Consider the following 24,285-nt stretch of genomic DNA (forward strand, 5'->3'; position numbering starts at 1 on the left):
AACATGGCCGGGTTATCATAATCAACTTAAATATTTAATTTTTTTATAGGAAAGGATTAGCTAAAGATTCAGCCAATTCTTTCTTGGTTGATTAGCTGTGCGGTGGGTATACTCCCGCAGTGGCAATTAACCAATTAATCGGCAATACCGGGCTCAAAATATTAAGTGGCATTGAACCGCCTGTTTCAGTCACAGTTACAGTACCTCCGCCCGAGCCACTACCAGACACACTTAAGCCTTCGATCTCGGTCAAATCTGGTTGCTGAAACGTCGGTTTATAGAACCCGGGGGTAGAGTTTTGCGCTATATACGAATTACTATCGGGTACCTGTGTATTTGCAGCATTGGTAGCAACCTGCATCCTGCCTGTTACAGGTGCAGAAGTGCCAAGAGGGGTAAAAATTGCCGTATGTAAGTGTGCTGGCATTTGAGTTATATCAATAGTTACCAGTTCAGTACCCAATCTTTCTCCCTGATGATAATCCATCCCCCCAGGTCGTGTGCCTACACCAACTGGACTGCGGCCACGCAAATCAGGTAAACCAAAGGTAGTTCGGGCGTCACCTCCGTATAGAGTGCTAACTAGAGAGAAGAGCGCTGGATTATCTTCAATTGCCTGCATTTGCCCCGAGCACATTGCCCAATTTCTAATTGCAAAATTGCCACCAAATGCGGTTAGTGCCCCAAGATACGGTTCTGTAGCCATACTGTTCTTCCTTTCAACGTATACACTTAAGTTAAAACCAGCTCATAACGAAATTGGTGTGGTTGGTTAAAACTTTCCAATCTCGCATTACTAAATACCGTTACGGGCTTCATCACTGCCGCAAAGCACCGTATTGAGATATTTATTTACTCACAAGTTGAAGCGTGCTGGAGCAATGACATCCCAGCATCTAGCCCAGCCATTTGCGCATAGCGATAACCCGAAAACACGCCTTGCGGTGTAGCAATAACATCTATTGATATGGCGCTATCTAACGTTTTCACTTGTAACCCATGTTGTGGGCTGATCTCGAGAATGCTCCCCGCCTCAACACCGACTAAAGAAGTCTCCATTGCGCTTGCTTGCAAAACATTGGCGACACCACTTGGCAAGCTCAACATCGCACCACCGAAGTCATGATTGCCTGCTCGCACTAAGTTGACGATTTCGCGACTCGTTTGCACGTTCCAACGAATGTGCAGATCATGTTGGTTTACTGCTCGTGCTACTTCGTTGGGGTTTGATACTTGTTCACGCCAAACCAGCCCTTGCTTTTGTTGCGCGATGAGGAAGTCATACATCAGCTTAGCCGTCATTTGTGACGCTTTTTTCTGAGCACTGGTTAAGGTCTCAAACGGGTGAAATGGTACCTCTAACTCCATTCCTATAGCGCCGGAATCAGCCGATGCCTCAAGACGATGAAGGGTGAGGCTAAAGGTGTCTAAACCGTCTCTTAATTGCCAATAGAGAGGCATCGGGCCTCGATACTCGGGCAGCTTTCCCGGATGAATGTTGTACAAGTTTCCGTTGAAAAACTGACACAGCGAGGAATGAACTATGTGCCTGAACAAATAGATAACGCCATCCGTGACTCGCCAAACATCGAGTTGCGCTATCAAAGCACTGCTGTCATTGGCGGTATACTGAGCAATATGAATCGATTGAGCGCTCAGATAGCTCTGTAGCTGCTGTAAGTCAGGATTTAGTTCTCCTTCCGGTACTACCACGCCCGCCAATTTATGCTGTTGTGCCAACAACTGAATGATGGGCAAGGCGTAACAACTTCCTGTAAAAACGACGTATTTTTGCTGCATATCGAAATCATCCATGGGTGGCGACAAAACCTGGCAATCCGGTTAACTGATAATAGAAACTGACCTTATCCCCTCCCTTCGCTTCAAAGTAATGGTGTTCAACAGCTTTGGGCTTGGCATCCACATAAAAAGTCATGTCGGGTTTAGGATGGGTAATACCAGAGTCGTATTGTCCGACCATCGCATCTCCGTAAGTATCGATATGGCTGTAAATGGCGAGGATACGTTTTGCCATATCTGGCACATCTTTCGGCAGCTCAATGGTGTTGCCTTGCAGCATTTTTATTCCACCATCTAGCTCAAAAATCTCGCTTCTGAGCAACATGGCTTTATTGACGTTAAGAATTTCTCCCAGATCAATTCGATCATCGATCGCTTCCGGCTGGCAATGGTTGGAATGTGCATACTCTGCTTTTTCCCATTGTTGATTAAATTCCGTCTCCCCGATGACCATCATGGCGCGCACAGATACCTGATTGGGGATCATTTCGCCTTGAATATGTAAATATTGAACCAAATGTTTCGCGATGCTGAGGAACCCTTCCCGACTAAAGCCATGCTGCATCGCTTCAAGTATCAGGAGATCAAACGTTTGAGTTGGCGAAAATTGGGTAGCATCTTCTTCCACTAAGGCTTCAATGTAGTCTGCGATATCGAGATCCGCGATCAATTGATTGAGTGCTTTAATGGCTCCGGGGTGAATATCTACTAGTGTCACCTGAAGCTGCTCTGCGCTAATTCGATCACTTTGTTTGTAGTGAGCAAGTAAAGGCAGCAGCAATGGTGCAAAGGGGCCGCAAGCTGGATAAAGCACTTTAACCTGTGACTTGTTGGCAAGCATATGTTGGATAGCTTTGTTTATACCACACGCAAAGCCTTTAATTCGGTACACATCTTTGATGGTGTGTTTACAGTTAAGTGGGGACATCACCAGCCCAGACGTGGAAATGTACTGTCGGGTCAGTTCCTCTTGAGTGAGTTTAGCCAGAGAAAGAGATTGGCAAGCGTTGCCATACATGCTCTGAAAGGCTTGCACCAGTGTTCGGTGCTCAACTTTCGTCTCCTTCAATACGAGCTCAACTGCCGCAGCGAAACTCTCTTTCAGTTGCCGTTGGCGTTCAGCCGTGCTGAGTTGGTTTGGGAGCATAGCCTCAAGTTGAGTCCGTAATGAGTACTTAAGCAGCTCATCCATTTCGGGTTCAGCAAAACCAAACTGTTGAGTTTGTTGCTGCACTTCTTCAACACCGACCGTCTCACGAGATTGAGGACGTTGCTGGTAGAATTCTATAGATGAGCCTTTTTGCATAATTCATGAACCTCACTTGCCGCTGTAGCAGTAGTTAATGATGTAACACACCTGTACTTGAGAAAAACATATGCCAGAGGTCCGCGTTACAATATCTCAGCTCCCGGCTCTAACTTCATAAACCGTACTGACAAAATTGGGCAGAAAAATTGAGATAAAAACAGTTCTAATCCTGTAAATTCAGAGAGTAGTAAATAGTTAGGGTAATAGGCCTTTCGATGTGATTCTTCTAAAGCAAGCGCTTGCCAATCCCCTCGATGGCAAGATCGTTTGACATATGGCAGCCACGCAGTCTCCTTAATAGAGGTAAGCGCGGCACTCAAGTGTGGTGTAATATGAAAGCCTTTTAACAGGCAGAAAAAGCCAATATCCATAGTATAAAGCCAACTATTTATAATATTTAAATTAAAATAATTTTTTCGGCAGTTATTTTGAAATTGCCGATATTTGATTTATAGACTAGAAAAAATCAGTTAGCCAGAATAGAGATCAAAAAAAACACTAAAAATAAGATTGTCAATTTATATCTCTAAAATTAAAGAATTTAATTTTTAAAGTTTAATGAAGTCCAATATAAGTTTAAGGTGTGCAATCTTTTAAAAGATATAAGTTTAAAGATATTTCAAAAAACTTATTAAGAAAAACATGAACTCACAAAAATAAATATCAAAATTATTAATAAAAAAACACCACTAATATAACAATGAATTAAGGTGGTTTGAAGATTAAAATGCCCATTTCATTTTCGTATATAACATTTTAACTACTAGTATTATATATGTGGTGAAATAAGATAAATTTATTCACTCAACATATCCAATCGATTCAGGTTTACTGGGAAAAGCTATACGTTACAACGGAGTGAAATATGGCAAATAGGGATGGAAGAATTCCACTCAACGTATTACGACTCAAAGAACTGAGAAAGAAATTAGGACTGAGCCAAGAAAAACTGGCGGAAGAATGCTTTCAACAGGGTTTTGTCGTATCTATTGCTTCTATAAAGCGAGCAGAGTCTGGGGCGAATGTGCTGTATCGTACCGCATCCAATCTCGCGGAATACTTTTCTGTCCCCGTAGAGGACCTTTTAATAGATCGGGCCTCAGAACCATTATTTACAAATGTATCTTCATCACCACCATATTTTTTTATTTTTGCAATCGAAGCAAAGTGTGATTTGACCGCAAAGGCTCTGCAAACCTTACTTCTCAGCCAAAACACTACACCCATAATACAAAACCGAACGTTTGTTCTTACTTGGTCTTTACAGGAATCGGACGAATATATTTTTGAGCGAATTCGACAACTAGCCCTTCAATTAAAGGTTGCTCTTTCGGCTTCGATTCGGTCTTTTATCAATGTGAAATACATGCATCGAATCACTGAGCTATCGGAACATCCGAATGCGATAACCCCAATCAATGAAATCCTAGTTAAAATCCCTTGGGGAGAAATAGCTGCTTGTCCTTGCTTTATCTCGTCCAATTGTGCCAGACCAATAAAACCTTTTCTAACAGGAGAGCCAGACTTCAACAACTGGCATTTTGTATCCTTGCACCAAAACCATACTGACTGTTTCGTAGGGCGTAAACTTGAACTAGAAACATTGAATAGCGGAATCAAGCGATGGCAAAAACAAGAAGCAGGCCAAACGTATTGTATTACTGGTACCGCAGGGATAGGAAAGACCAGCCTACTCAACCAGGTCATTTCGTCTTTGAGTCGTTCTTCGTGTTTAACCACAGAGATTCAAATCCTGAATCATGGCAGTGCTGATCTCTTGTCCCCTCAAAATATATTCACTCGGGCAATTTGTTCATTTACTCGTGAAGATACCGATGATTCTATTCGTCAGCAGACTGTCGAGTCATCAATTCCCTCTTCTTTCCATCTCTGCCTTTATTGGTTAATGGGGGTAACACTCAACGAATCAGAAAAACAGCTGCTGAACTTAATGGAGTTCCAAACGCTGAAACAAACGATAGAGCAATCTATCCCTTTCTTAATTCAACAACGGCAGACCAGCAAACCGCATTTGATTATTGTTGAAGATGTCCATTGGGCCGACGAGGTAATGTTGGCATTTCTTGAGACACTGCTACCTTATATTACAAACACCAATATTTTACTCTTTCTGACGTTTAGGCAGCAAAAACGACTTAGTTCCAAACAATCTTGGTTTGCCAACGTGAATCTAATCGAACTTAGGGAGTTATCATCTGAAGAGTCTTACGAGTTAGCTTGCTCAATCACATGCCAACAGAATAAACATATCAATGACTGTATAAAGCTTGCGAAAGGCCATCCTCTATACTTACGCCAAACACTACTTTGTTCTCAGTTTGATAAAGACGTTCCGGAGTCATTGGAACATTTAGTTTCGATACAATTAGCTCAACTTCCAGCCCAAGATCGCCAAGCACTCTGTACTGCATCTGTGTTGGGGCAGTACTTTCAACTGGAGCAACTGCGTGAAATCACTCGAATTCCCGGCTACGTACCAGATAAGTTAGTCGACGCTGGCTTAGTAAAACTCAATGGCGATCAATACCTTTTCCATCATGATTTGATTTGTAATGCTGTTTTCCGTCAAATAGACAAGTCACAGTGTTCAAAAATACACATGGCCTGCGCAAAATGGTATGAGAACCGAGATCGGTTCTTATATGCAGTCCATATCAATCATGCCAAGGGCGAAGGTGTATTTACTGTTCTTGACCAGACCGCCAAACATTACCTGAGCAATTATCAATTTGAAAAAGCACTGACTCTTATTGAATACGCTATTAAAGAGTCACCTAAAGCACAGATGGCGTATGCACTAAATATGAAAGGAAACTGCCTGTATTCGATGGGACGCATCAAAGAGAGTATTGAGGTTCTTGAGCAAGCGATTCATCACACAGAAAATGATTCTGAACGTGTTCAATACTATTTAGACCTCATTAACCCCTACCGTTTAACCGACAACTTTGTACAAGCGATGTCGATTTTAGACCAAGCCCAAGCCCTGTGCGAAAAGCTGACGTTAAATAAATCTTTGTGTGAAATTCACTCGATGAGAGGTAATATGCTGTTCCCCACTGGGCAGCTAGACGAATGTGAGAAAGAACATTTACTTGCATTAGATTACAGTCAACGAGCAAACTGTTTTCGCGCGAAAGCAAAATCGCTTGGCGGCCTCGGTGATTGTGCCTACGCACAAGGAAAAATGGCTCGCTCATACGAGCACTTAACCGAGTGTTTGCAACTGTGTGAAGAGCATCAGTTGCTTTCGATTGAAACTGCTAATCGCTACATGCTGGCAACAGTGATGATCTATCAACTGCAATCTGACGAAGCACTAAAACAGGCTCAGCATGCCTCGAATCTTGCCTATCTCACGGCAAACCGCCGAGCAGAAATTGTTTCTAGGCTTACGGCTGCATGGATCTTTCTCGACCGTAATGTCTTGGTGCAAGCTGAAAACGAAATCTCGACCGCTCTACAACTTTCAAAACAGCTTAATGCTCATCGATTTGTCGCTTTTCTTTTGGAGTCCAGTGCAAGATTGCACTGGTATCAGGGAAAAGAGGAGAAAGCCCTTTCGGACATCGACACGGCTCTAGATCTTGTTCATATCAATAAGCTACACAATTTTATTGGTCCTTGGCTCGTATCTACCAAGGCACTTATTTGTGGCGATGAATCAACGGCCCTCTCCGCTTTGCGCACTGGTGAGGCTTGGCTAGAATCTACCTGTGTTGGTCATAACTATTTACGCTTTTACCAACAAGGAATCCAAGTAGCGTGGCAGTATAAGCAGCCTACGCTACTTCGAAAATATCGCGATAAGCTGTCTAACTTCACCCAAGAAGATCCGCATCCATGGGGTGATTTTTATATTGAACAAGCGAATCTGATGCTTGCCTTACTCGACCAGTCCAGCTCCGTCTCTGAGTTGTTAAACTTCAATCAGGCCGCGCGTAAGCATCAACTGAATCAGGCTCAAATAAGTGTTGATGAGCTCGACCATTGGCTCTCCACATCTACTCAACCATGAAATATTCAATAAACGAAGAAAGTCGATTAATTGCACCGTCAAGTCATCGTGTTTACTCGATTTACCTCGTCAAACACAGATATTCGAAACCATCGAATATCTGTGTTTTGGCACAGTGTCATCGCTGATGAGATTTATGCTGGCGCAAGATCATTTTGCTCCACCTTAAAGTTCTCGATGCTAGGAACATGCTCAGGCAAAAGTAGAGTAACGCGTTGATTTGCTGCTTCAATCCATTTACCTGAACTATTTTTATATCGATAGAATGCCACGCCTGACTTCCAATCATCATTAAGTAGGAGGTTGAGCGTTACGTTATGAAGATCAGCTCCTAAAGGAGCAATGCCTAGATAAGGCTGGTAGCCCTGCAACGTCACCATGATATGACAATCACGCATCGTGCATTGATAGTTGAAACTACCATTGAGATCAGACACCACATTTAACGGTGGGTTAACTGCCTGAAAGATATGTCCTTTACCCACTATTGATTTGTCTTCGCTGGCCACGAGTAGATTAACATCGAAGCTCACTCCTCCAGGTAAGCCGTTACCAATTTGATAATGAGCAGTAAAAATTGCTTGTGATTCTTTTGAGTCCATTTTCATTGTGTTCTCCAACTGAATTTATTGTCGTTAGTGACCCATTCAATGTAGATAACACGTCATTCTGGTTCAGTATCAATTTAGGCTCAGATCTACTTGACCACATAAATTATCCACGGTCACGCAGATGCCGATCGTTCTTTTCATCAACCAGATATTGTTGCTCTCTCGCTGATGCTTTTGGCGATTTGTACAGAACAACTGATACCAAACTGATATGGTGAATGTATGCATTTGGTTTAATATTTGAACAACTATTCAATACATAAGCCAAATGGAAAAAATAATGGAACATGAATGGATGCAGGGAACTAAAGAAAACCAAGTGGTAGAACAGCACCCTAACCCTCAAATACAACGCCTCGCTGTACTTAGCGCGTACTCAATCTCAGTCAATAATGCCAAACTGTTTATTCAGAAAATGGATAAGTGCGGTTTTCCTAAAGAACGATTACTGACACCTCTTGAAAACACGGTTTCACCGGTTCCCGGTTTGAACCAATATCAAGTCGAGTCACTCATCTTCAATACTCGCTATCAACACCAACCCTTTGTCATTGTCATGTGCGAAAGTACGCAAGAAGTTCAGCAAGCCTATCTAACAGCAACTCAATTCAATCTCCCGATTCGTGTTCGCTCAGGAGGGCATGATCACGCAGGTGAATGCAGTGGTGACAACGTCATTTTGATTGACGTGAGCAGAATTAAGACCTTCCAATTGTGTGACAATATTGCCACCATTGGTGCTGGCTATCGCTTCTATCAACTGACACCAAAACTTGCAGAGCATGATCGAATGATTGCACATGGAACCTGTGCCACAGTTGGGTTGACTGGCTATATTCAAGGCGGAGGATGGGGCCCTTGGACGCGAAAATACGGCATGTGTTGTGAGCACCTAGTGAGTGCAACCGTGGTATTGGGTGATGGTACGATCACAGAAGTCTCAGCAGAGTCCAACCCTCACCTATTTTGGGCACTAAGAGGCGGCGGAGGCATGAGCTATGGCATTGTTACCGAGCTACGCGTAAAAACATTCCCTTTACCCAAAGAGATCCACCGCTTCGAGCTTCAGTGGAACCTCTATCCAAAAATCAACGGTATGCTTCAGCCAATACCAACGCACCCTACCATAGATGTGCTAAAAAATTGGGAGCAGGCTATAAAAAGCCTCGATACGCCTAAACTTCTTGGCACCAACTTGCAAATTGATGCTCTGCCTGAATCATCTAACCACTGTGATATTGAAACCATCAGCCATCACTGCACCATGTATGGCTACTGGGAAGGAACAGAACAAGATCTTCACCAATTTATAGCCGTTCAATTTGGCGCTTGCTTCCCTGATTTAGTTCAAGTCTATGAAGCACATGGCACTGACTTTGACGGGAAGAAATACGATCACTCCCTGATGAGCACATGGGGGCGCGATTCTTTGTGTCAAAACGGTTCTCCTTTCCCTCCCGATTATGACGCCCCAGCACCTCACAAAATCACTTCGCGATTGGTGTCAGAGCGAGGTCTTAAACCAGAAGGCTATACTGCACTTTTGCAAAGCTTAACTTCACCTTTGATAAAGCCAGAAAACCGCGATCAAGGGCTATTTAGTTACGTAACCTTAGGGGCGATCACTGGCGGTTTTTATCATCACTCAGACGACCTTGAAGACATATCTTTCCCCTACCGCCAGTGTCAATATACAGTCCAATACCAAACCTGGTGGAATGAAGAGATAAAGCAAAAACTAGAACTACAAAATAACCCAGGACTTGTTGATGTAAACAGAGCCATGGACTGGATTGATAAAGCCAGAGAAGCTGATATACCGGGAACCTATGGTGCCTTCATCAGCTTTAAAGATCCGGCAATTCCGACAAGCGTTTATTTTGATCGAAGCTACCGCGACTTAATCGGTATAAAAGAAAAATATGCTAAGGATAAGTTTAATCACCTTAGAACTAATAAGACCATCATTTAACATCAATATGCATCTTAAAAAGCATATATTAACAGAACGTCATTTGGCCGTTCTATCACGTATAGAAATTAAAAAAGAGGAAAAATTATGACAACTAAGGGGTCATTTTACGTTAAAAATAACTCCAACGATAAAATCACCGGATATGTGAGATTTAAAGACTCTCCGGAAATGGAGGTTCATTTCGACTTGAATATTGGCGAACAATCTGAATCTGCTAGTTTTGAATCCGGTGCCGCTACCCATGACTCCTGGTATTACAGTTTCAAAAAGGCAGGTAAAACCTATACTGGGGACAAGTCCTGTGCATACTATGCAAAAGATGAAAATAAAGGCCCCGTCGTTGTAGAAATCTTTAATGATAATTTAAAAATATCTCCACCACTTAGCGGTTCTTGTGAGAAAACTTTATAGCTGCTCACCTGATTCATCACTTCGCCCGAGACAGTTGCACAACTTCTCGGGCAGTTTCATTTCTCGGTATTTGGATTGAAGACTCTCCCCATTTTCAATCACAATCTGAAATTGTTAACTTTATGTTCTCACTTTATATCACCACTGCAAGATAATCGAATAAATACAAATCACTTTTAAAATAAACTTTAAATCTAGAGTAACCAAGATTGAAAAAATAAATATATTATTAATTTCTAAGATCAAAGAGTTTTACTTAATACATCACTTTTTATTTTAACTCTATCAACTGATACTAAACTGCTACTGACGTTTTTTGATTGAATGCTTAACTTAATAGCATGCGCTTATCTCAATGGCTAAAACCATTACTAAAGCGCAATTCATCTATATCCACGTAATCTCTAAGCATTTGATTCAGAGGGTTTCTTGGATATTCATCATTCAAGATAAACAACGGAAAGCATGGCTATGTGTACAGATGTTAATATCAATTATGGTTGCAACAACCAAACCTTATCCGCTAGAACCATGGAGTTTGCAGTTAACCTTCAGACCGAGATTTGGTTTAGAGCCCAACAAACTTACCAAATTACGACCTTTACTTCCGACGGAAAAGCCGACCGTGTTTTCAATGGTCAGCCGCCAAAACGTCACAGTAAAGAATGTGAGTTTCGAGCAAATTGGCAGGGAGAGTTGAGCTTCATACACTGCAATGCCATTACCCGGTATAATAACCCTCTTTTAACAGCTGATGGCATTAATGAATCTGGCCTTTCTGTTGGGTCACTGTACTTGCCCATTCTCAATCAAAATGTATCGACCTCTCACATCCCTGATGATGCCTTTGCATTAGGCAGCGGCCTGTTTGGTACTTTTATCTTGTCTACGTTTAATACTGTGGACGAGATGGTGACCTACTTCACCACCCACCCCGTTTACGTGTTTAACTCGACTATTTCAACTGGTGAAACAGAGAGTGACAACATGGCTTTGGACCAGCATTTCGTGATTCACGATGCAAATAATGACAGTGCCGTCATTGAGTTTCTTAACGGTAATATGCATATCTATCGAGCATTCAAAGAAAGCGATATGTTCAGCAAAGAGGAAAATCAGCAAGCACGCTATCAATGTACCGAATACGACTTTGATGATTATAAAGTGGTTGTGGACCACTCCTACGTTGGAGTAATGACTAACTGCCCAAATTACCATTGGCATGTCAATCACCTCTCTTATTTTTCCAATTTGCGCAACTACAACCCAGAACCGAACAATGAAGCAACCATGCAACGTCATGTCCAAGTGCCTGGCCCACTTCAATCAATCAATGGCGCTGGCTTGATGGGTCTACCCGCCGACCCAACACCGCCGTCTCGATTTGTACAAACCTATGCAATTGAGCAGTTAAGCGAACAACCAACTAACTTCGACGAAGCCTTCTCACTCGGACAAAAGCTACTTAATCGCGTTGATATACCTTTGGGCATCATGGCGAATGAGTTTGAGACATCCGATAACCCTGAAGTCTTTTTTAGTGATATTACCCAATGGAGCGTTATTAGACATAACAGTCATCAATCACCCGCGTTCTATCTGCGTACTTACGGAGACATGACTTGGCGAGTCGCTAATGTCAAAGACTATATTGGGTTAAATAGAGACTGTCAGATTTCAAGCGTTTTACAGCTCATGCCAGTTACAACATCATTACCGTTTGAACAAGTCGAATCTCGACCAACTATTAAAATCGCTTAGAGTTAATTTTGAAGCGCAAACAAATGAGAAGCAAAAAGCCAGAGTAAGAAATCAATCTCACTCTGGCTCATAGCTGCATATAGTATAGTTTTATCTGCTATAGATATAACGTATGGTTGCTTTTACACTTTTTACATTCAGTCGATTTACTCTTTACCGAACACGTTGTTCTCTTGTTCTTGAACACGGATGAATGTAGTACGCTTGGTTAGCTCTTTAAGCTTTGCTGCACCTACGTATGTACATGTTGAGCGAACGCCGCCAAGGATGTCTTGAATAGTGCCCTGAACACTACCACGGTATGGCAATAATACGGTTTTACCTTCGGCCGCACGGTAGCCAGCGACACCACCTGAGTGCTTGTCCATCGCGCTCTTCGACGACATGCCATAGAATTTCATGAACTTCTCGCCGTCTTTCTCGATCACTTCGCCGCCTGACTCTTCGTGACCCGCTAGCATCCCACCTAGCATTACGAAATCCGCGCCACCACCGAATGCTTTCGCTACGTCACCCGCACAAGAACAGCCACCGTCACCGACGATCATGCCACCAAGGCCGTGCGCTGCATCACCACACTCGATGATTGCAGAAAGCTGCGGGTAACCAACACCCGTTTTTACACGAGTTGTACATACAGAGCCTGGGCCGATACCCACTTTAACGATGTCTGCACCAGCTAGGATTAGCTCTTCACACATATCACCAGTAACCACGTTGCCTGCAGAAATGACCTTGTCTGGGAACTCTGCTCGCACGCGTTCAACATACTCGACCAAATGCTCTGAGTAACCATTTGCAATGTCGATACAAATGAAAATAAATTCATCTGAAAGTGCCATGATGTCTTTGGTTTTTTGGAAGTCTGCGTCAGATGTCCCAGTAGACACCATAACGTTATTCATGGTTACTTTATCTGCTGATTTAGCAAACTCAGCCCAATCTTCTACCGTGTAATGCTTGTGAACAGCGGTCATTACACCATGCTCAGCTAGGGCTTTAGCCATTGCAAAGCTACCAACCGAATCCATGTTTGCTGCGATTACTGGCACACCAGACCATTGACGACCACTATGCTTGAATGTAAAATCGCGGGTTAAATTTACTTGAGAACGGCTCTTAAGGGTAGAACGTTTCGGGCGAAACAGTACATCTTTAAAACCTAACTTAAGTTCTTGTTCGATACGCATTGTGTAATTCCTTGATTCATATGTATATGTGTCATTTCAGAGTGCGTAGTGATTTCGTTGGCAGACGAGTTCACTGTTCTTCGGACACAAAAAAACCGGAGCGTTGGCAGACGCTCCGGTTTTCAGCATTATAGGCTGTGATTTATTTCCTACAAGTCTGATATTTGAATTTTTTTTGTGATACCATCTTGAAAATCGCATATCAAAAACGCTCCCCAAGTCACCAAAACCTCTTATTATTTATAACTATCAACAACTTGAGAAAGCACTTAAGTTAACCCATTGCGCAAACCTTTGCGTCATATCTTAAAAATTAAAACGCATCACCTCTCAAATCTGCCTAAAACTCAATCACCTAATACTAAGATGCCCTGCTAATTCGAAAAAAGTACTCAAAAAAATCGACGAATTTTCTCAGCAATGCATGAAATCTAATTAAACTCGATAGAGCTCTTGGGTGATAGCGGTACGAAGAGTGCTAACGACATCACTTGCCAAAAGACCAATTTGACCATGCTGACTCACGTTTATATCGGCAGCATGACTGTGAAGTACCACACCTAAACGTGCGGCAACAGAAATTGGTAAACCTTTGGCTAGTAATGCACCAATGACTCCAGATAACACATCTCCCATTCCCCCCGTCGCCATTCCGGCGTTACCCGCTAGACAGACGTACATTCTCGTTCCATCGTAAACAAGCGTCCCCGCGCCTTTTAAAACCACTACACCGCCATAACGCTCTTGCAGTTGTCTTGCAGCAGAGTATCGGTCACTTTCTATTTGTTGAATGGTTACATTTAGTAGTCGAGCTGCCTCTCCAGGATGCGGCGTGATCACTCGATGGTTGTCGCACACCAGAGTGCCATCGCATCGCTGGCTCAGCATCGCTAGAATATTGAGGCCATCAGCATCAACAACTTTAGGTTTCTGCTCTTGAGCCAGATATTGATAGGCTTGATAAGCCCACTCATCATCTCCAAAGCCAGGACCAAACACGAATACGTCAGCCCAGCGAATGCGTTTAGTTAAGTCGTTCTCAGTATCCCTGAGTAAGTCAGCGGTGATGCTCTGGCTCATTACTTCTGGGCAACCAACCTGCAGTGGAATAAGGCTACTCGTGTGAGTAATTGCGGCAGTTAAACCCGCTCCGGCTCTAATCGCAGCGGAGGAACATAAACGAATCGCTCCAGACATCCCTTGATTGCCACCAACACAAAGCAACTTCCCGTTGTCACCTTTATGGACCGTTGGATTTGGCTTGGGCATTAATCTTGAAACAACCTGATGATCAATACCTAATGCACTTTCTACTTCGATAGTATCAAACTTAGTATTGACGCCTAAACCACAAAAGTAGAGCTCGCCAACTCGATCTCTCGCTTGTCCAGTGCATAAGCCTTGCTTAACCCCAATGAAGGTTACAGTATGCTCGGCACGAATAGCATCACCTAAAACTGCACCTGTATTAGCAGACAGACCAGAAGGAACGTCGACTGCAATCACAGGGGTATGAATTTGATTAATTTGGTCAATATAGCGACGATACTCCGAACGAACCTCACCGCTTAAACCAGTGCCTAACATGGCATCGATGATCACATCTGCTTCTAGCAATGCGGTATTCCATTCATCCCAATCATTGTTAACACCGTCGATTGACTGCCAGTCTTGGTATGCGCGCAAAGCATCACCTTTTAGCACAGATACATCACCAATTTGGAAAACATGTACATTGAGTTGAGCTTGTTTCGCAAGAGATGCAAATACGTAACCATCGCCACCGTTATTCCCTTTACCGCAAATCACTAAGATATTTTTTGATTTAGGATACAGATGTAAAAAGCGCTCATACACGGCCATACCAGCGCGTTGCATTAAGCTATACATAGAAACACCAGCCATTTGCGCAGCCAGCGTTTCACCGTTTTTTACTTGCTCTGCGGTGTAGAGTTTTAGAGCGAGATTAAAGTCCATATTCACGTTCTACGCATTGGGAAACACAACTATAAGTATACAAAAAAGCCAAGGCGGACCTTGGCTTTTGAGAAAGTTTTTTATCGCTATTGATTCTGAGACATCAGAGCTTCAGCCGTCGCGTCTTGTATAGACAAAAACAACGAGTTGATTTTTCCAGTCGGTGTGCGCATTGGGTTCAACGTAACATTCTGGTACATAAACTCCGCTTGCTGCGTAACTGGTCGAACATTGCGACAGCAGAATAAGTAAGGTCGTTGTCGCCATGTGATGAAGCTGCGACAGCCTAGGTCATACACTGGTTTTGTTTTTAATTTAAACCACTCCTGTGGGATTTCAGGGAAGATATCAAATATAGAACGACCTATCGCATCATGAGACTGCAAACCACTGTGATGAGTCATAAACCCATTCCAGACCTGTACATTGTAATCTCGATCAATGACCACTAAGCCCATGTCGACGTTTTGTACCATATCCACCATCCAATGGAATTGTTCAAACTCTGCTGGCATATTCAACATTAGAACTCCTCCATTAGATAAGACAGTTTGTTATCAAGCAGCGGCAAGGATTCATCCACAAACATAAACAACAAGTCACAACGAATCGACGTTCCTTCAATGTTGTAGCTCACTTCGAATGTCATCGTGCGGCTGAATGCTCCAGTTGTAGATTCAATGATCGAGTCAATTGAGATATGCTGACCAAGGAGTACTGGTGGACTTTGGAAGAATCGGACTTCAGACTGCTCGCCTAAACCATTTAAGAACGACCCCACCAAAATATTAGAAATATCCATTAGCAGCTCAAGCTCTTCTAGCTCTTCGCTGTCTGCTGGTACTTTCATCAACTTTTTGAGATCAGATACGCTTGAGTCACTCAAGATCACTAGCGCTTCGCCAGCAATACCTTCGCCACAAAATCCCTGACAAACACCCGATACGTTGTCATGCGACGCCAAGTCGCGTAGGGCCATGTGAAGTTCGCTCACTTCAAAGATATTGACGTTCGGCAGAGGTAGTTGCACAAACACATCAAAGTGACGCGCCAACGCATCGGCTGCTCGACCAATTGAAACGTTAGCCACTTCCATGTAAATATCGCGACGACGTAAAATCGGTAACTCAATAGAGACAGGCGTGATAATTTGAGGACGAGGTTCTGGCTCGACCAACTCTTTAAGCGCCTTCTTGAGTTCATCTTTGGCGATCGGTTTTTGAATAAACGCTTTTGCACCCAGTGCGAACACGCGCTCTTTCGCTTTAGGTTGGATATCCCCCGACACCACAACCACCGGAGTTTTATCCCCCAACCGTTGCATGTGCTCTAGTGTTTCAAAGCCATCCATTTCTGGCATGGTCAAATCAAGAAACATCAATTTAAACTCGTTTTTTTCGAGTTCTTCTAGCGCGTTTTTTCCGTGGATAGCAAACGTAATATCGGCATTCAATGTGGCTGGTAGTGATCTCGCCATCTGTTTGCGTGCTAACGCTGAATCATCACAGATGAGTACGGGAAAAGACATTCAATCACCTTTTTATATTCCACAATCTGCGCCGGAGTCTAACAGATTGTTACAGCATGTAATACGAGAAAACTGACGAGTTTTTTATTTCTTTATTATTCGATAAGCATACGCAATATGAATGAATGAGTGAACAAAATGACTAAAAAGCAAGCATCACATTCGCTGTTTAGTGACATAAAACAAACATGGGTAAAACTCCTCCACCCAAAGTAAGCAAAAAGTTGCAGCAAACATCCAAAGCCCATTTTTGCTCGAATTTCATTCTTTCCATTTCCATAATGGGTAAACAGTAACGCGCTAAAACTAAAAAGGCACCCTGATAGAGGATGCCTTTAATAACAATTTCATCGATAAGATATCAATTCTATGGCACACCGTGACCTTTAGAAGCCACCCATACTCGATACCATTGCTCTCGAGTAAGTTCGATATTCAATGCATTGACTGCAGTTTGCACACGCTCGATTTTACCAGAACCAATGATTGGAATAGGGTTAGATGGCAAACGACGTACCCAGGCATAAATTACTTGGTCAATACTCGCTGCGCCCACTTCTTCACGAATTGCTTCTAATTCGTTACGGACACGAACAGCTTGCTCACTGTCACCACTAAAAATTGAACCACCACCGAGGCAAGACCAAGCCATTGGTCGCGTGCGCAACATTTGCATTTGATCAAGCGTTCCATCGTGTGCAACCTCAAAGTTAAGTGGGTTGATTTCCACTTGGTTAGTAACCAACGGCTTACCTAAGCGAGATTGCAGCAGTTCAAACTGGCGTGGAGTGAAGTTAGACACGCCAAAGTGCTTCACTTTGCCGACTTTATGAAGCTCAGAAAATGCTTCTGCAACCTCGTCTGCATCCATTAACACGTCAGGACGATGAATTAAAAGTACGTCGATTTCATCCACATTCAAACGTTCTAGCGAGTTATTCACCGATTGGTAGATATGTGCTGAGCTCGTGTCGTAGTGATTGATCTTACGCTCTGGCGTTTTATCGCCACACAAATTGATGTCGCATTTCGTCACGATCTGAATTTGCTCACGAACACTCTTGTCTAAAGCTAGCGCTTCACCAAACAACGCCTCACACTCGTAATTGCCGTAGATGTCGGCGTGATCGACCGTCGTAATGCCTAACTCAATGTGTTGCTTAAGAAATGACAAACGCTCTTGAGCCGTCATTCCCCACTCAACTGCACGCCAATATCCTTGAACCAGCTCTGAGAACTCTGGGCCTTTTGGTGCAGTTACTACTTTTGCAACCATGGGTTTTCTCCTTCAATTGATCTGCATTCATCGTAGTCTTGTTTTCGTACCGGCTCAACGGGTAAACTTTCGCAATTCGAACTGGAGTACGAAATATGTCTTTTGCCCAACGCCTAGCCACCCTGATCGGAGAAGAAAGCATCAGCGGGTTCGCTCGACGCGTCGATGTGTCTGAAGCTTTAATACGCAAATACCTTAAAGGCAGTGAACCTAGCCTAACTAAAGCAAATCAAATTGCAATGCGCGCCAATTGCTCTCTTGAATGGTTAGCAACGGGATGTGGTTATTTATATCGCCGTGCTGAAGTCGTGGATATGGATGCGTACAAACTTGCCTTTCAACACGTTATGAATCAGCCGTTGTCAGACGATGCAGAAGAGATACACCGCAAGCTAATCGCAGGCTATCAATACCTGCGCGCTCACAAAAAATCGGATGGTTTTTTGGATGAGTCTGCAATGGCGACCTTCCTATCTCTCCATAAAGAATCTAAAAACGAGTCACTTTGACCTCGATAATTTCGCCATCACTGCGCAATTGCACATTTAAGGACGGTGATGGCGTCAGAAACTCGTCCGGTTTTACCCAAAGCAAACTTCGAATCGCTTCTTGTGGATAGCGGTTCATCAACAAAATAACTTCTTTATCGACAAGCTCGGAAGATTTCTTTTCCAGAGCTTCAACGACATCATAGTGTTCTTGTCCGATAGTAACTCTGCGTAAAACTAACCCATCCTTTCTTAAGTTGAGAAGTAAGTCATTCAGACGCTGCCACTCGTATTCAGTGAGAAACGAGAACTGAGCACTTTCTCTTCTCAAAACCACTTCACCATACAAGTGCTGCTGGTAGTACGAAAAATCATCCAAACAAAATGCGCTGATAAACGTTGAATTGTCTAGCAGCTGCACTTCGCAACTATACCAGCTCCCACTTTTTTCTATACGTTCTTTTAGATTGGAATATGGCATAGCTGACAACGTGTCTTGCCACCAGCTCGGCGTTGAAAGTGCCGGAAACGTTACCGAACAACAACATAAAGAAAGTAAGAGTCGAAGATAAAAGCGCATGCACTGCTCTAGTTGGTTGACATCGAACCAAGACATTACTAACTGCAAGAAAATGTTCAAGAGAAAAATAGTGGCAGGTGGCGATGAAAGTTATGGTGATGAAAGTTATAACGCAGAAATTAAGAAGGCGCACATGTTCGTGCGCCTCTACCTCGTTACTCAATCGTGAGTGTGCGAATCGGCGATGTCTATTGATGCATCCCGAACATAAAACGAGGACTTACCGTAGGGTTTGAATCCATCCAAATTGTGTGTAAAACCTCACATCCCTCCTTCTGAAGCAGTCATGTTGCTTTACAATTAAAGCATGGTTCATTTTTCTCAAAAAACAAGTTTTTTATCCTAAATTATGAGAGCAATAGCACAATCTGAGTGAATGAATAATATCGCGATACTTCGAACACTCAATAGTGAAAAGCTAAATTGCATCTTTATTGATTAGGTCTAGACTCTGCGAAGCGTATACTTTCTTTCGTCCCTTCCCCCAGCAACAGGAGAGCTTGTTAATGACCAAACGCGAGAGAATTGTGAAATCTGTGTTGGCGCACGTACCGAAAGATGCGATTAACCAGTTTGTCTCTCGAGGGTCAACACCATTTTCTGTTCTCATTATGGCCGCCATTGTGGGTACGTTGGCTGGTTTTGTCGGTACGTATTTCGAGCTTGCCGTTCATTTCGTTTCTGAAACACGAACAGAATGGTTAAGAAGCGAAATTGGTAATGTTCTACCGTTGTGGCTGGCAGCGGTTCTCATTAGCGCACTTTTAGCTTTTATTGGCTATTTTCTTGTGCACCGCTTTGCGCCAGAAGCGGCAGGTTCTGGTATTCCTGAAATCGAAGGGGCAATGGATAATATTCGTCCAGTGCGCTGGTGGCGAGTTCTACCAGTAAAATTCTTCGGCGGCATGGGCGCACTTGGCTCAGGTATGGTGCTGGGTCGTGAAGGCCCAACCGTTCAAATGGGTGGTGCTGTAGGTCGAATGGTGACCGATATATTCCGGGTAAAGGATGACGATACCCGCCACTCCCTGCTCGCTTCTGGTGCTGCTGGCGGTTTGGCTGCGGCTTTTAATGCCCCACTCGCAGGCATTATGTTCGTTGTGGAGGAAATGCGACCTCAGTTTCGCTACTCTTTGATCTCAATTCGCGCAGTGATCATTTCTGCCATTATGGCGAACATAGTGTTTCGCGCCATCAACGGGCAAGACGCCGTTATCACTATGCCGCAATACCAGTCGCCAGAGCTTCAAACCCTATGGCTGTTTTTATTGCTTGGCGCATTGTTTGGCGTGTTTGGCGTGATCTTCAATAAACTGATTACCGTGGCACAAGACAGTTTTGTCGCAATTCACAAAAACGATCGTAAGCGCTACTTGATTGTAGGTTCGTTACTGGGAGGCGTGTTTGGCTTGCTTCTTTTGTACGTACCCCAACTAACTGGTGGTGGTATCGGCCTTATTCCTGACATTACTAACGGTAACTACTCGGTATCCATTTTAGTTTTGCTTTTCTTTGGTCGTGTAATTACAACCCTGCTCTGTTTTGGTTCTGGTGCGCCGGGAGGCATCTTTGCACCTATGCTTGCTCTGGGAACCTTATTTGGCTATGCGTTCGGAGCAAGTGCTGATGTCTTACTCCCTGCGCTTGATATCGAGCCTGGTGTATTTGCGATTGCGGGCATGGGTGCCCTGTTTGCAGCAACGGTACGTGCACCGATTACTGGTATTCTGTTAGTGATTGAAATGACGAATAACTACTACTTAATCCTGCCATTGATCATTACTTGTTTGGGCGCTGTGATTATTGCTCAATTGTTGGGTGGACAACCTATTTACAGCCAGCTGCTGCATCGCACAATCAAAAACGAAAAGTTACGCCAGCAGGATCTACCGGAGAATCAATCAACATAACATCCTCTTTGTTATCACTTTGCTCCAGACTATCGAAGGGTTTGGAGCGACAAACTCTGCATTTTTGCATCTTTTCCCAAATATTCGATACCAAACTCACAAAATTATCATTTTCTGATATTTGCTCACCACCTTTCATGAGAAACCCCTCTCCATACTTGTTAGTATTCGCTACTTAAATAGAGCATTTCACCCAAATCGTCATGTTTCGTTTCATTCAGGCAAAAATCAAATGGAGTAGATTTGAACTGGAGAAGACTTGTGCAGTTTTATAGTGTCCCGCCGTCTCAAGCCGCGTTGGCACTAGGTATGATAGGTTTAGGGCAAGCTTGGGCACTCTATGTTCCTGAGATTGGTGAACCGATACGCCCATTTTTGGCGTCACTCGGCGCACTTTTACTCGCCCCTGTACTCATAAAATATGCCGCGAATCCACGATTATTCATGGTCGACATTCGTCACCCACTGAGTGGTAGTTTAATGGCACCAATGAGTATGGCGTTACTGATCCTTGCAGATTATCTTGCCGCTGTAGCACCTATCATCGCTTATCCACTTTGGTTTATGGCGCTTTTGCTGCATTTTACTATGATGGTGCTGTTTTTTAGCTTTCAGCTAATGAACTTCAAAATGTCCAATATCGTACCGAGTTGGTTTCTTTATCCGGTGGGGCTAATCAGTAGTTCACTAGCCGGTTCTCAACTAGGTCACAACTTATTCTCCGAAACATTAGCGATGATGTGCATCGGCATTTATTTCTTCATGCTGCCACTCGTGTTGTATCGTTTAGTGTTTTTCGGCTCTCTACCAAGGCGAGCAAGACCGACCCTCGCGATTATGGCCGCGCCGGTAAACTTGTCATTAGCAGCATACTTGGTGAACTTTCCCTTACCTGATCCGATACTAACAGGCGCATTGGCAGGGATCGCCATCACTATGACTTTATTGATCTACTTATGTTACTTCCGCTTACTTCGCTTGAAGTTTCAACCTTCTATCGCGGCAGTAACCTTTCCTTCCGTGATCAGCGCTATCGCAATGCATCGCTTAACCTCTTTTTTTGCCGAATCGCACCCTCACTGGCACTGGCTGCACGACTTTGGTTTTCTAGAGCTCAGTATCGCGACTGTATTGGTTGTTTGGGTATCGGCAGGTTACGTCAAAATGTATTGGCCAGAAATCATGAAGTCATTTTCTAAACAAGCATAAAAAAGGATGGCGTTTGCCATCCTCTTAGAATAGTGCTTGGTTACCTAACGTAAACCGTGCAGAAACTCGGCACGCGTTGCTGGGTTGCTTTTGAAGATACCGCCCAATGCTGTTGTCGTGGTTTCGCTGGTTGCATCCATCACACCGCGAGATTTCACGCAGTAGTGTGTTGCGTCAATCGTCACTGCCACATCATCGGACTCAAGCAACGTTTGAAGTGCAACAAGAATTTGCTGAGTCATACGCTCTTGAACTTGTGGACGCTGGGCAAAGAAGCGAACGATACGGTTGATCTTTGACAGGCCAATGATCTTGCCACGTGGAATGTAAGCCACAGCAGCCTTGCCATCGATGGTCACAAGGTGGTGTTCACAAGTACTGGTCACTGTGATGTCCTTCACGCGAACCATCTCGCTCACGTTCATCTTGTTCTCAATCACCGTGATTTTAGGAAAGTTGGAGTAATCCAGACCAGAGAAGATTTCGTCAACGTACATCTTAGCAATGCGGTGAGGGGTTTCTTCTAGGCTATCGTCGGTAAGGTCAAGTTGAAGTAGACCTAAGATCTCACGCATGTGGTGTTCGATCTTCTCTTTCTTCTCTTCACGACTTACGTTGTTTGGACGCATTGGCGTTTCCAAACCGCGTTGCTCTAGCGCTTCTTTTACTAACTTCGCTGACTCGCTAAGACCTGACATTCCACTTCCTCTTTTGTTTTACTTCAGCCTTCGTACAAACCCAATCAAAATTGCATTCATACTTTTCGCTTTGAGTTGCTCAGTTCGTGTCTTTACACCAAGTCACATCAGATGAAGGTACTGAGCTGATTTTCTTGAGCTCCGCAGGTTTTTTACCCCTTTTGGATGGCTGACAAGGATACTCGGATTTTTGAATAATTACACCCATATTTTATAGGTGGACATTCTTACTCAGTCCCCTTTTATGGTAAAGTTGCCACAAAACAAAAGAACACAGGATTTTCTCAATGGGCTGCTGCGACGCACCTGGCTTGATGCCAATTGAAGAAGCGATGGACAAAATGTTATCGCGAATCAAACCTATCCAAACAACGCTTTCTCTTCCACTTGCTGAAGCACTCGGTTTTGTACTGGCAGAAGATATCTTGTCTCCTATCCACGTACCGCCGTTCGATAACTCAGCAATGGATGGCTACGCTATTCGCATTCAAGATCTTGAGTCATCTTCTGTATTGCCTCTGGCAGGTAAATCATTTGCAGGACAACCTTTTGAAGGTGAATGGCCTCAAGGTACCTGTGTTCGCATCATGACTGGCGCAAAAATCCCACAGGGTTGTGATGCCGTTATCATGCAAGAAAACACTGAAGTAACAGATGCTGGCATTCAGTTCAACCAAACCGACGTGAAGCCACAAAACAACATCCGCCCAACAGGTGACGACATCAAACAAGGCGACATCGTACTGGCAAAAGGTGCACGTTTAACACCTCGCGATATTCCGATGATTGCGTCTCTTGGTATAAGCCATGTGACAGTAGTGCGTAAACCCAAAGTTGCGTTCTTCTCTACTGGTGATGAACTTAAACCACTAGGCGAACCGTTAGACAAAGGTCAAATCTACGACAGCAACCGTTACGGCATCAAACCGTTGATTGAAAACTTTGGTTGTGAAGCCGTCGATTTAGGCATCATCCCCGACTGCCCAGAAACGCTCAAAGCGACCTTTGAACAAGCACAAACGTTGGCTGATGTCGTTGTTACCTCTGGTGGAGTCAGCGTTGGCGAAGCGGATTACACAAAAGACATTCTTGAAGAACTTGGTGAGATCGGTTTCTGGAAGCTAGCAATCAAGCCGGGTAAACCTTTCGCGTTTGGTAAGCTAAGCACTGCTTGGTTCTGTGGTCTTCCGGGTAACCCTGTTTCTGCAGTTCTTACTATGTACGTGCTTGTTCAACCAATGCTGGCAAAACTTGCAGGCCACACCGAATGGAAAGCACCCGAGTCTATTCCAGCAACAACCAAAACCGCCTTTAAGAAAGCGCCAGGTCGTACCGATTACCAACGTGGTATCTACACATTGGAAGATGGCAAGTTTGTGGTTGAAACAACCGGTAACCAAAGCTCTGGCGCATTCCGCTCAATGAGCCTAGCGAACTGTTTTGTTGTCTTGGAACGTGAACGCGGCCGAGTTGAAGTGGGCGAAACGGTTCAGATTCAACTATTCAACTCAACCCTTTACTAG

General features: G+C 43.7%; 19 protein-coding genes. 8 read left to right on the forward strand and 11 right to left on the reverse strand.

The window, feature by feature from the left end; genetic code table 11:
- Positions 1–91: 91 nt before the first annotated feature.
- The 3 genes from R7E47_RS04680 to R7E47_RS04690 all read right to left on the reverse strand — a co-directional run bounded on the left by R7E47_RS04680 (position 92) and on the right by R7E47_RS04690 (position 3,106).
- Positions 92–706: a phage tail protein gene (locus tag R7E47_RS04680; protein WP_176311468.1), complete on the reverse strand. Its 615-nt coding sequence runs from the start codon at positions 704–706 to the stop codon at positions 92–94.
- Between the two features lie 146 nt (positions 707–852).
- Entirely contained in the window at positions 853–1,815 is a 963-nt protein-coding gene (locus tag R7E47_RS04685) for a formyltransferase family protein (RefSeq protein ID WP_318083883.1), read from the reverse strand.
- Positions 1,808–3,106: a hypothetical protein gene (locus R7E47_RS04690; protein ID WP_085569137.1), complete on the reverse strand. Its 1,299-nt coding sequence runs from the start codon at positions 3,104–3,106 to the stop codon at positions 1,808–1,810. Before R7E47_RS04690 ends, R7E47_RS04685 begins: the two co-directional genes overlap by 8 nt.
- 868 nt (positions 3,107–3,974) lie before the next feature.
- Between R7E47_RS04690 and R7E47_RS04695 the strand changes: the two genes are divergently transcribed.
- Entirely contained in the window at positions 3,975–7,148 is a 3,174-nt protein-coding gene (locus R7E47_RS04695; RefSeq protein ID WP_017819913.1) for an AAA family ATPase, read from the forward strand.
- A gap of 134 nt (positions 7,149–7,282) precedes the next feature.
- Here the strand turns inward: R7E47_RS04695 and R7E47_RS04700 are convergent, their stop codons facing one another.
- The gene (locus R7E47_RS04700; RefSeq protein ID WP_005373450.1) at positions 7,283–7,756 is read right to left on the reverse strand and encodes a DUF1842 domain-containing protein; all 474 of its coding nucleotides are present in this window, start codon (positions 7,754–7,756) and stop codon (positions 7,283–7,285) included.
- A 283-nt stretch (positions 7,757–8,039) separates the two neighbouring features.
- Between R7E47_RS04700 and R7E47_RS04705 the strand changes: the two genes are divergently transcribed.
- The 3 genes from R7E47_RS04705 to R7E47_RS04715 all read left to right on the forward strand — a co-directional run bounded on the left by R7E47_RS04705 (position 8,040) and on the right by R7E47_RS04715 (position 11,906).
- Positions 8,040–9,731, forward strand: coding sequence for an FAD-dependent oxidoreductase (locus tag R7E47_RS04705; RefSeq protein ID WP_318083886.1), 1,692 nt, complete (start codon positions 8,040–8,042; stop codon positions 9,729–9,731).
- Positions 9,732–9,818: 87 nt separating this feature from the next.
- Positions 9,819–10,145: a hypothetical protein gene (locus tag R7E47_RS04710; RefSeq protein WP_005373454.1), complete on the forward strand. Its 327-nt coding sequence runs from the start codon at positions 9,819–9,821 to the stop codon at positions 10,143–10,145.
- A gap of 471 nt (positions 10,146–10,616) precedes the next feature.
- Positions 10,617–11,906 (forward strand): linear amide C-N hydrolase, encoded by a 1,290-nt coding sequence (locus tag R7E47_RS04715; protein ID WP_318083888.1) that lies wholly within the window; start codon positions 10,617–10,619, stop codon positions 11,904–11,906.
- Between the two features lie 146 nt (positions 11,907–12,052).
- On the opposite strand, the gene R7E47_RS04720 is transcribed toward R7E47_RS04715, so the two are convergent.
- From R7E47_RS04720 to R7E47_RS04740, 5 genes are all read right to left on the reverse strand, one after another.
- Positions 12,053–13,096 carry a GMP reductase gene (locus tag R7E47_RS04720; protein ID WP_318083890.1) on the reverse strand — a complete coding sequence of 348 codons (1,044 nt, stop codon included), beginning with the start codon at positions 13,094–13,096 and terminating at the stop codon, positions 12,053–12,055.
- 435 nt (positions 13,097–13,531) lie between these two features.
- Complete coding sequence (locus R7E47_RS04725; RefSeq protein ID WP_318083892.1) at positions 13,532–15,073, reverse strand: NAD(P)H-hydrate dehydratase; 1,542 nt, start codon at positions 15,071–15,073, stop codon at positions 13,532–13,534.
- An 86-nt stretch (positions 15,074–15,159) separates the two neighbouring features.
- Entirely contained in the window at positions 15,160–15,597 is a 438-nt protein-coding gene (locus R7E47_RS04730) for a PAS domain-containing protein (protein WP_005373463.1), read from the reverse strand.
- A complete protein-coding gene (locus R7E47_RS04735; RefSeq protein WP_005373466.1) occupies positions 15,597–16,601 on the reverse strand; it encodes a response regulator in 1,005 nt (334 codons plus the stop codon). Before R7E47_RS04735 ends, R7E47_RS04730 begins: the two co-directional genes overlap by 1 nt.
- A 367-nt stretch (positions 16,602–16,968) precedes the next feature.
- Positions 16,969–17,877 (reverse strand): aldo/keto reductase family oxidoreductase, encoded by a 909-nt coding sequence (locus R7E47_RS04740; protein ID WP_005387688.1) that lies wholly within the window; start codon positions 17,875–17,877, stop codon positions 16,969–16,971.
- Between the two features lie 95 nt (positions 17,878–17,972).
- Between R7E47_RS04740 and R7E47_RS04745 the strand changes: the two genes are divergently transcribed.
- Positions 17,973–18,386, forward strand: coding sequence for a helix-turn-helix domain-containing protein (locus R7E47_RS04745; protein WP_005373470.1), 414 nt, complete (start codon positions 17,973–17,975; stop codon positions 18,384–18,386).
- Here the strand turns inward: R7E47_RS04745 and R7E47_RS04750 are convergent.
- Positions 18,367–18,981, reverse strand: coding sequence for a hypothetical protein (locus R7E47_RS04750; RefSeq protein ID WP_242542021.1), 615 nt, complete (start codon positions 18,979–18,981; stop codon positions 18,367–18,369). The genes R7E47_RS04745 and R7E47_RS04750 overlap by 20 nt on opposite strands.
- 470 nt (positions 18,982–19,451) lie before the next feature.
- Here R7E47_RS04750 and clcA point away from each other — a divergent pair, with 470 nt between their 5' ends.
- Both clcA and R7E47_RS04760 read left to right on the forward strand, forming a co-directional pair.
- Entirely contained in the window at positions 19,452–20,855 is a 1,404-nt protein-coding gene (gene clcA / locus R7E47_RS04755) for a H(+)/Cl(-) exchange transporter ClcA (protein ID WP_005373473.1), read from the forward strand.
- A 261-nt stretch (positions 20,856–21,116) separates the two neighbouring features.
- Complete coding sequence (locus R7E47_RS04760; RefSeq protein ID WP_005373475.1) at positions 21,117–22,064, forward strand: TDT family transporter; 948 nt, start codon at positions 21,117–21,119, stop codon at positions 22,062–22,064.
- A gap of 44 nt (positions 22,065–22,108) precedes the next feature.
- Here R7E47_RS04760 and folE read toward each other — a convergent pair whose 3' ends face one another.
- Complete coding sequence (folE, locus tag R7E47_RS04765) at positions 22,109–22,762, reverse strand: GTP cyclohydrolase I FolE (protein ID WP_005373478.1); 654 nt, start codon at positions 22,760–22,762, stop codon at positions 22,109–22,111.
- A 287-nt stretch (positions 22,763–23,049) separates the two neighbouring features.
- Between folE and moeA the strand changes: the two genes are divergently transcribed.
- Positions 23,050–24,285 carry a molybdopterin molybdotransferase MoeA gene (moeA, locus tag R7E47_RS04770; protein ID WP_054576110.1) on the forward strand — a complete coding sequence of 412 codons (1,236 nt, stop codon included), beginning with the start codon at positions 23,050–23,052 and terminating at the stop codon, positions 24,283–24,285.

Source organism: Vibrio sp. Vb1026, assembly GCF_033338745.1.
Taxonomy (GTDB): Bacteria; Pseudomonadota; Gammaproteobacteria; order Enterobacterales; family Vibrionaceae; genus Vibrio; species Vibrio alginolyticus.

Excerpts from the sequence above, each read along its gene's own strand:
- R7E47_RS04750 (WP_242542021.1), bottom strand. The coding sequence starts at position 18,981 with ATGTCTTGGTTCGATGTCAACCAACTAGAGCAGTGCATGCGCTTTTAT.
- R7E47_RS04715 (WP_318083888.1), top strand. The coding sequence starts at position 10,617 with ATGTGTACAGATGTTAATATCAATTATGGTTGCAACAACCAAACCTTA.
- moeA (WP_054576110.1), top strand. The coding sequence starts at position 23,050 with ATGGGCTGCTGCGACGCACCTGGCTTGATGCCAATTGAAGAAGCGATG.
- R7E47_RS04735 (WP_005373466.1), bottom strand. The coding sequence starts at position 16,601 with ATGTCTTTTCCCGTACTCATCTGTGATGATTCAGCGTTAGCACGCAAA.
- R7E47_RS04695 (WP_017819913.1), top strand. The coding sequence starts at position 3,975 with ATGGCAAATAGGGATGGAAGAATTCCACTCAACGTATTACGACTCAAA.
- folE (WP_005373478.1), bottom strand. The coding sequence starts at position 22,762 with ATGTCAGGTCTTAGCGAGTCAGCGAAGTTAGTAAAAGAAGCGCTAGAG.
- R7E47_RS04720 (WP_318083890.1), bottom strand. The coding sequence starts at position 13,096 with ATGCGTATCGAACAAGAACTTAAGTTAGGTTTTAAAGATGTACTGTTT.
- R7E47_RS04725 (WP_318083892.1), bottom strand. The coding sequence starts at position 15,073 with ATGGACTTTAATCTCGCTCTAAAACTCTACACCGCAGAGCAAGTAAAA.
- R7E47_RS04680 (WP_176311468.1), bottom strand. The coding sequence starts at position 706 with ATGGCTACAGAACCGTATCTTGGGGCACTAACCGCATTTGGTGGCAAT.
- R7E47_RS04705 (WP_318083886.1), top strand. The coding sequence starts at position 8,040 with ATGGAACATGAATGGATGCAGGGAACTAAAGAAAACCAAGTGGTAGAA.
- R7E47_RS04700 (WP_005373450.1), bottom strand. The coding sequence starts at position 7,756 with ATGAAAATGGACTCAAAAGAATCACAAGCAATTTTTACTGCTCATTAT.
- clcA (WP_005373473.1), top strand. The coding sequence starts at position 19,452 with ATGACCAAACGCGAGAGAATTGTGAAATCTGTGTTGGCGCACGTACCG.
- R7E47_RS04690 (WP_085569137.1), bottom strand. The coding sequence starts at position 3,106 with ATGCAAAAAGGCTCATCTATAGAATTCTACCAGCAACGTCCTCAATCT.
- R7E47_RS04730 (WP_005373463.1), bottom strand. The coding sequence starts at position 15,597 with ATGTTGAATATGCCAGCAGAGTTTGAACAATTCCATTGGATGGTGGAT.
- R7E47_RS04745 (WP_005373470.1), top strand. The coding sequence starts at position 17,973 with ATGTCTTTTGCCCAACGCCTAGCCACCCTGATCGGAGAAGAAAGCATC.
- R7E47_RS04740 (WP_005387688.1), bottom strand. The coding sequence starts at position 17,877 with ATGGTTGCAAAAGTAGTAACTGCACCAAAAGGCCCAGAGTTCTCAGAG.
- R7E47_RS04710 (WP_005373454.1), top strand. The coding sequence starts at position 9,819 with ATGACAACTAAGGGGTCATTTTACGTTAAAAATAACTCCAACGATAAA.
- R7E47_RS04685 (WP_318083883.1), bottom strand. The coding sequence starts at position 1,815 with ATGGATGATTTCGATATGCAGCAAAAATACGTCGTTTTTACAGGAAGT.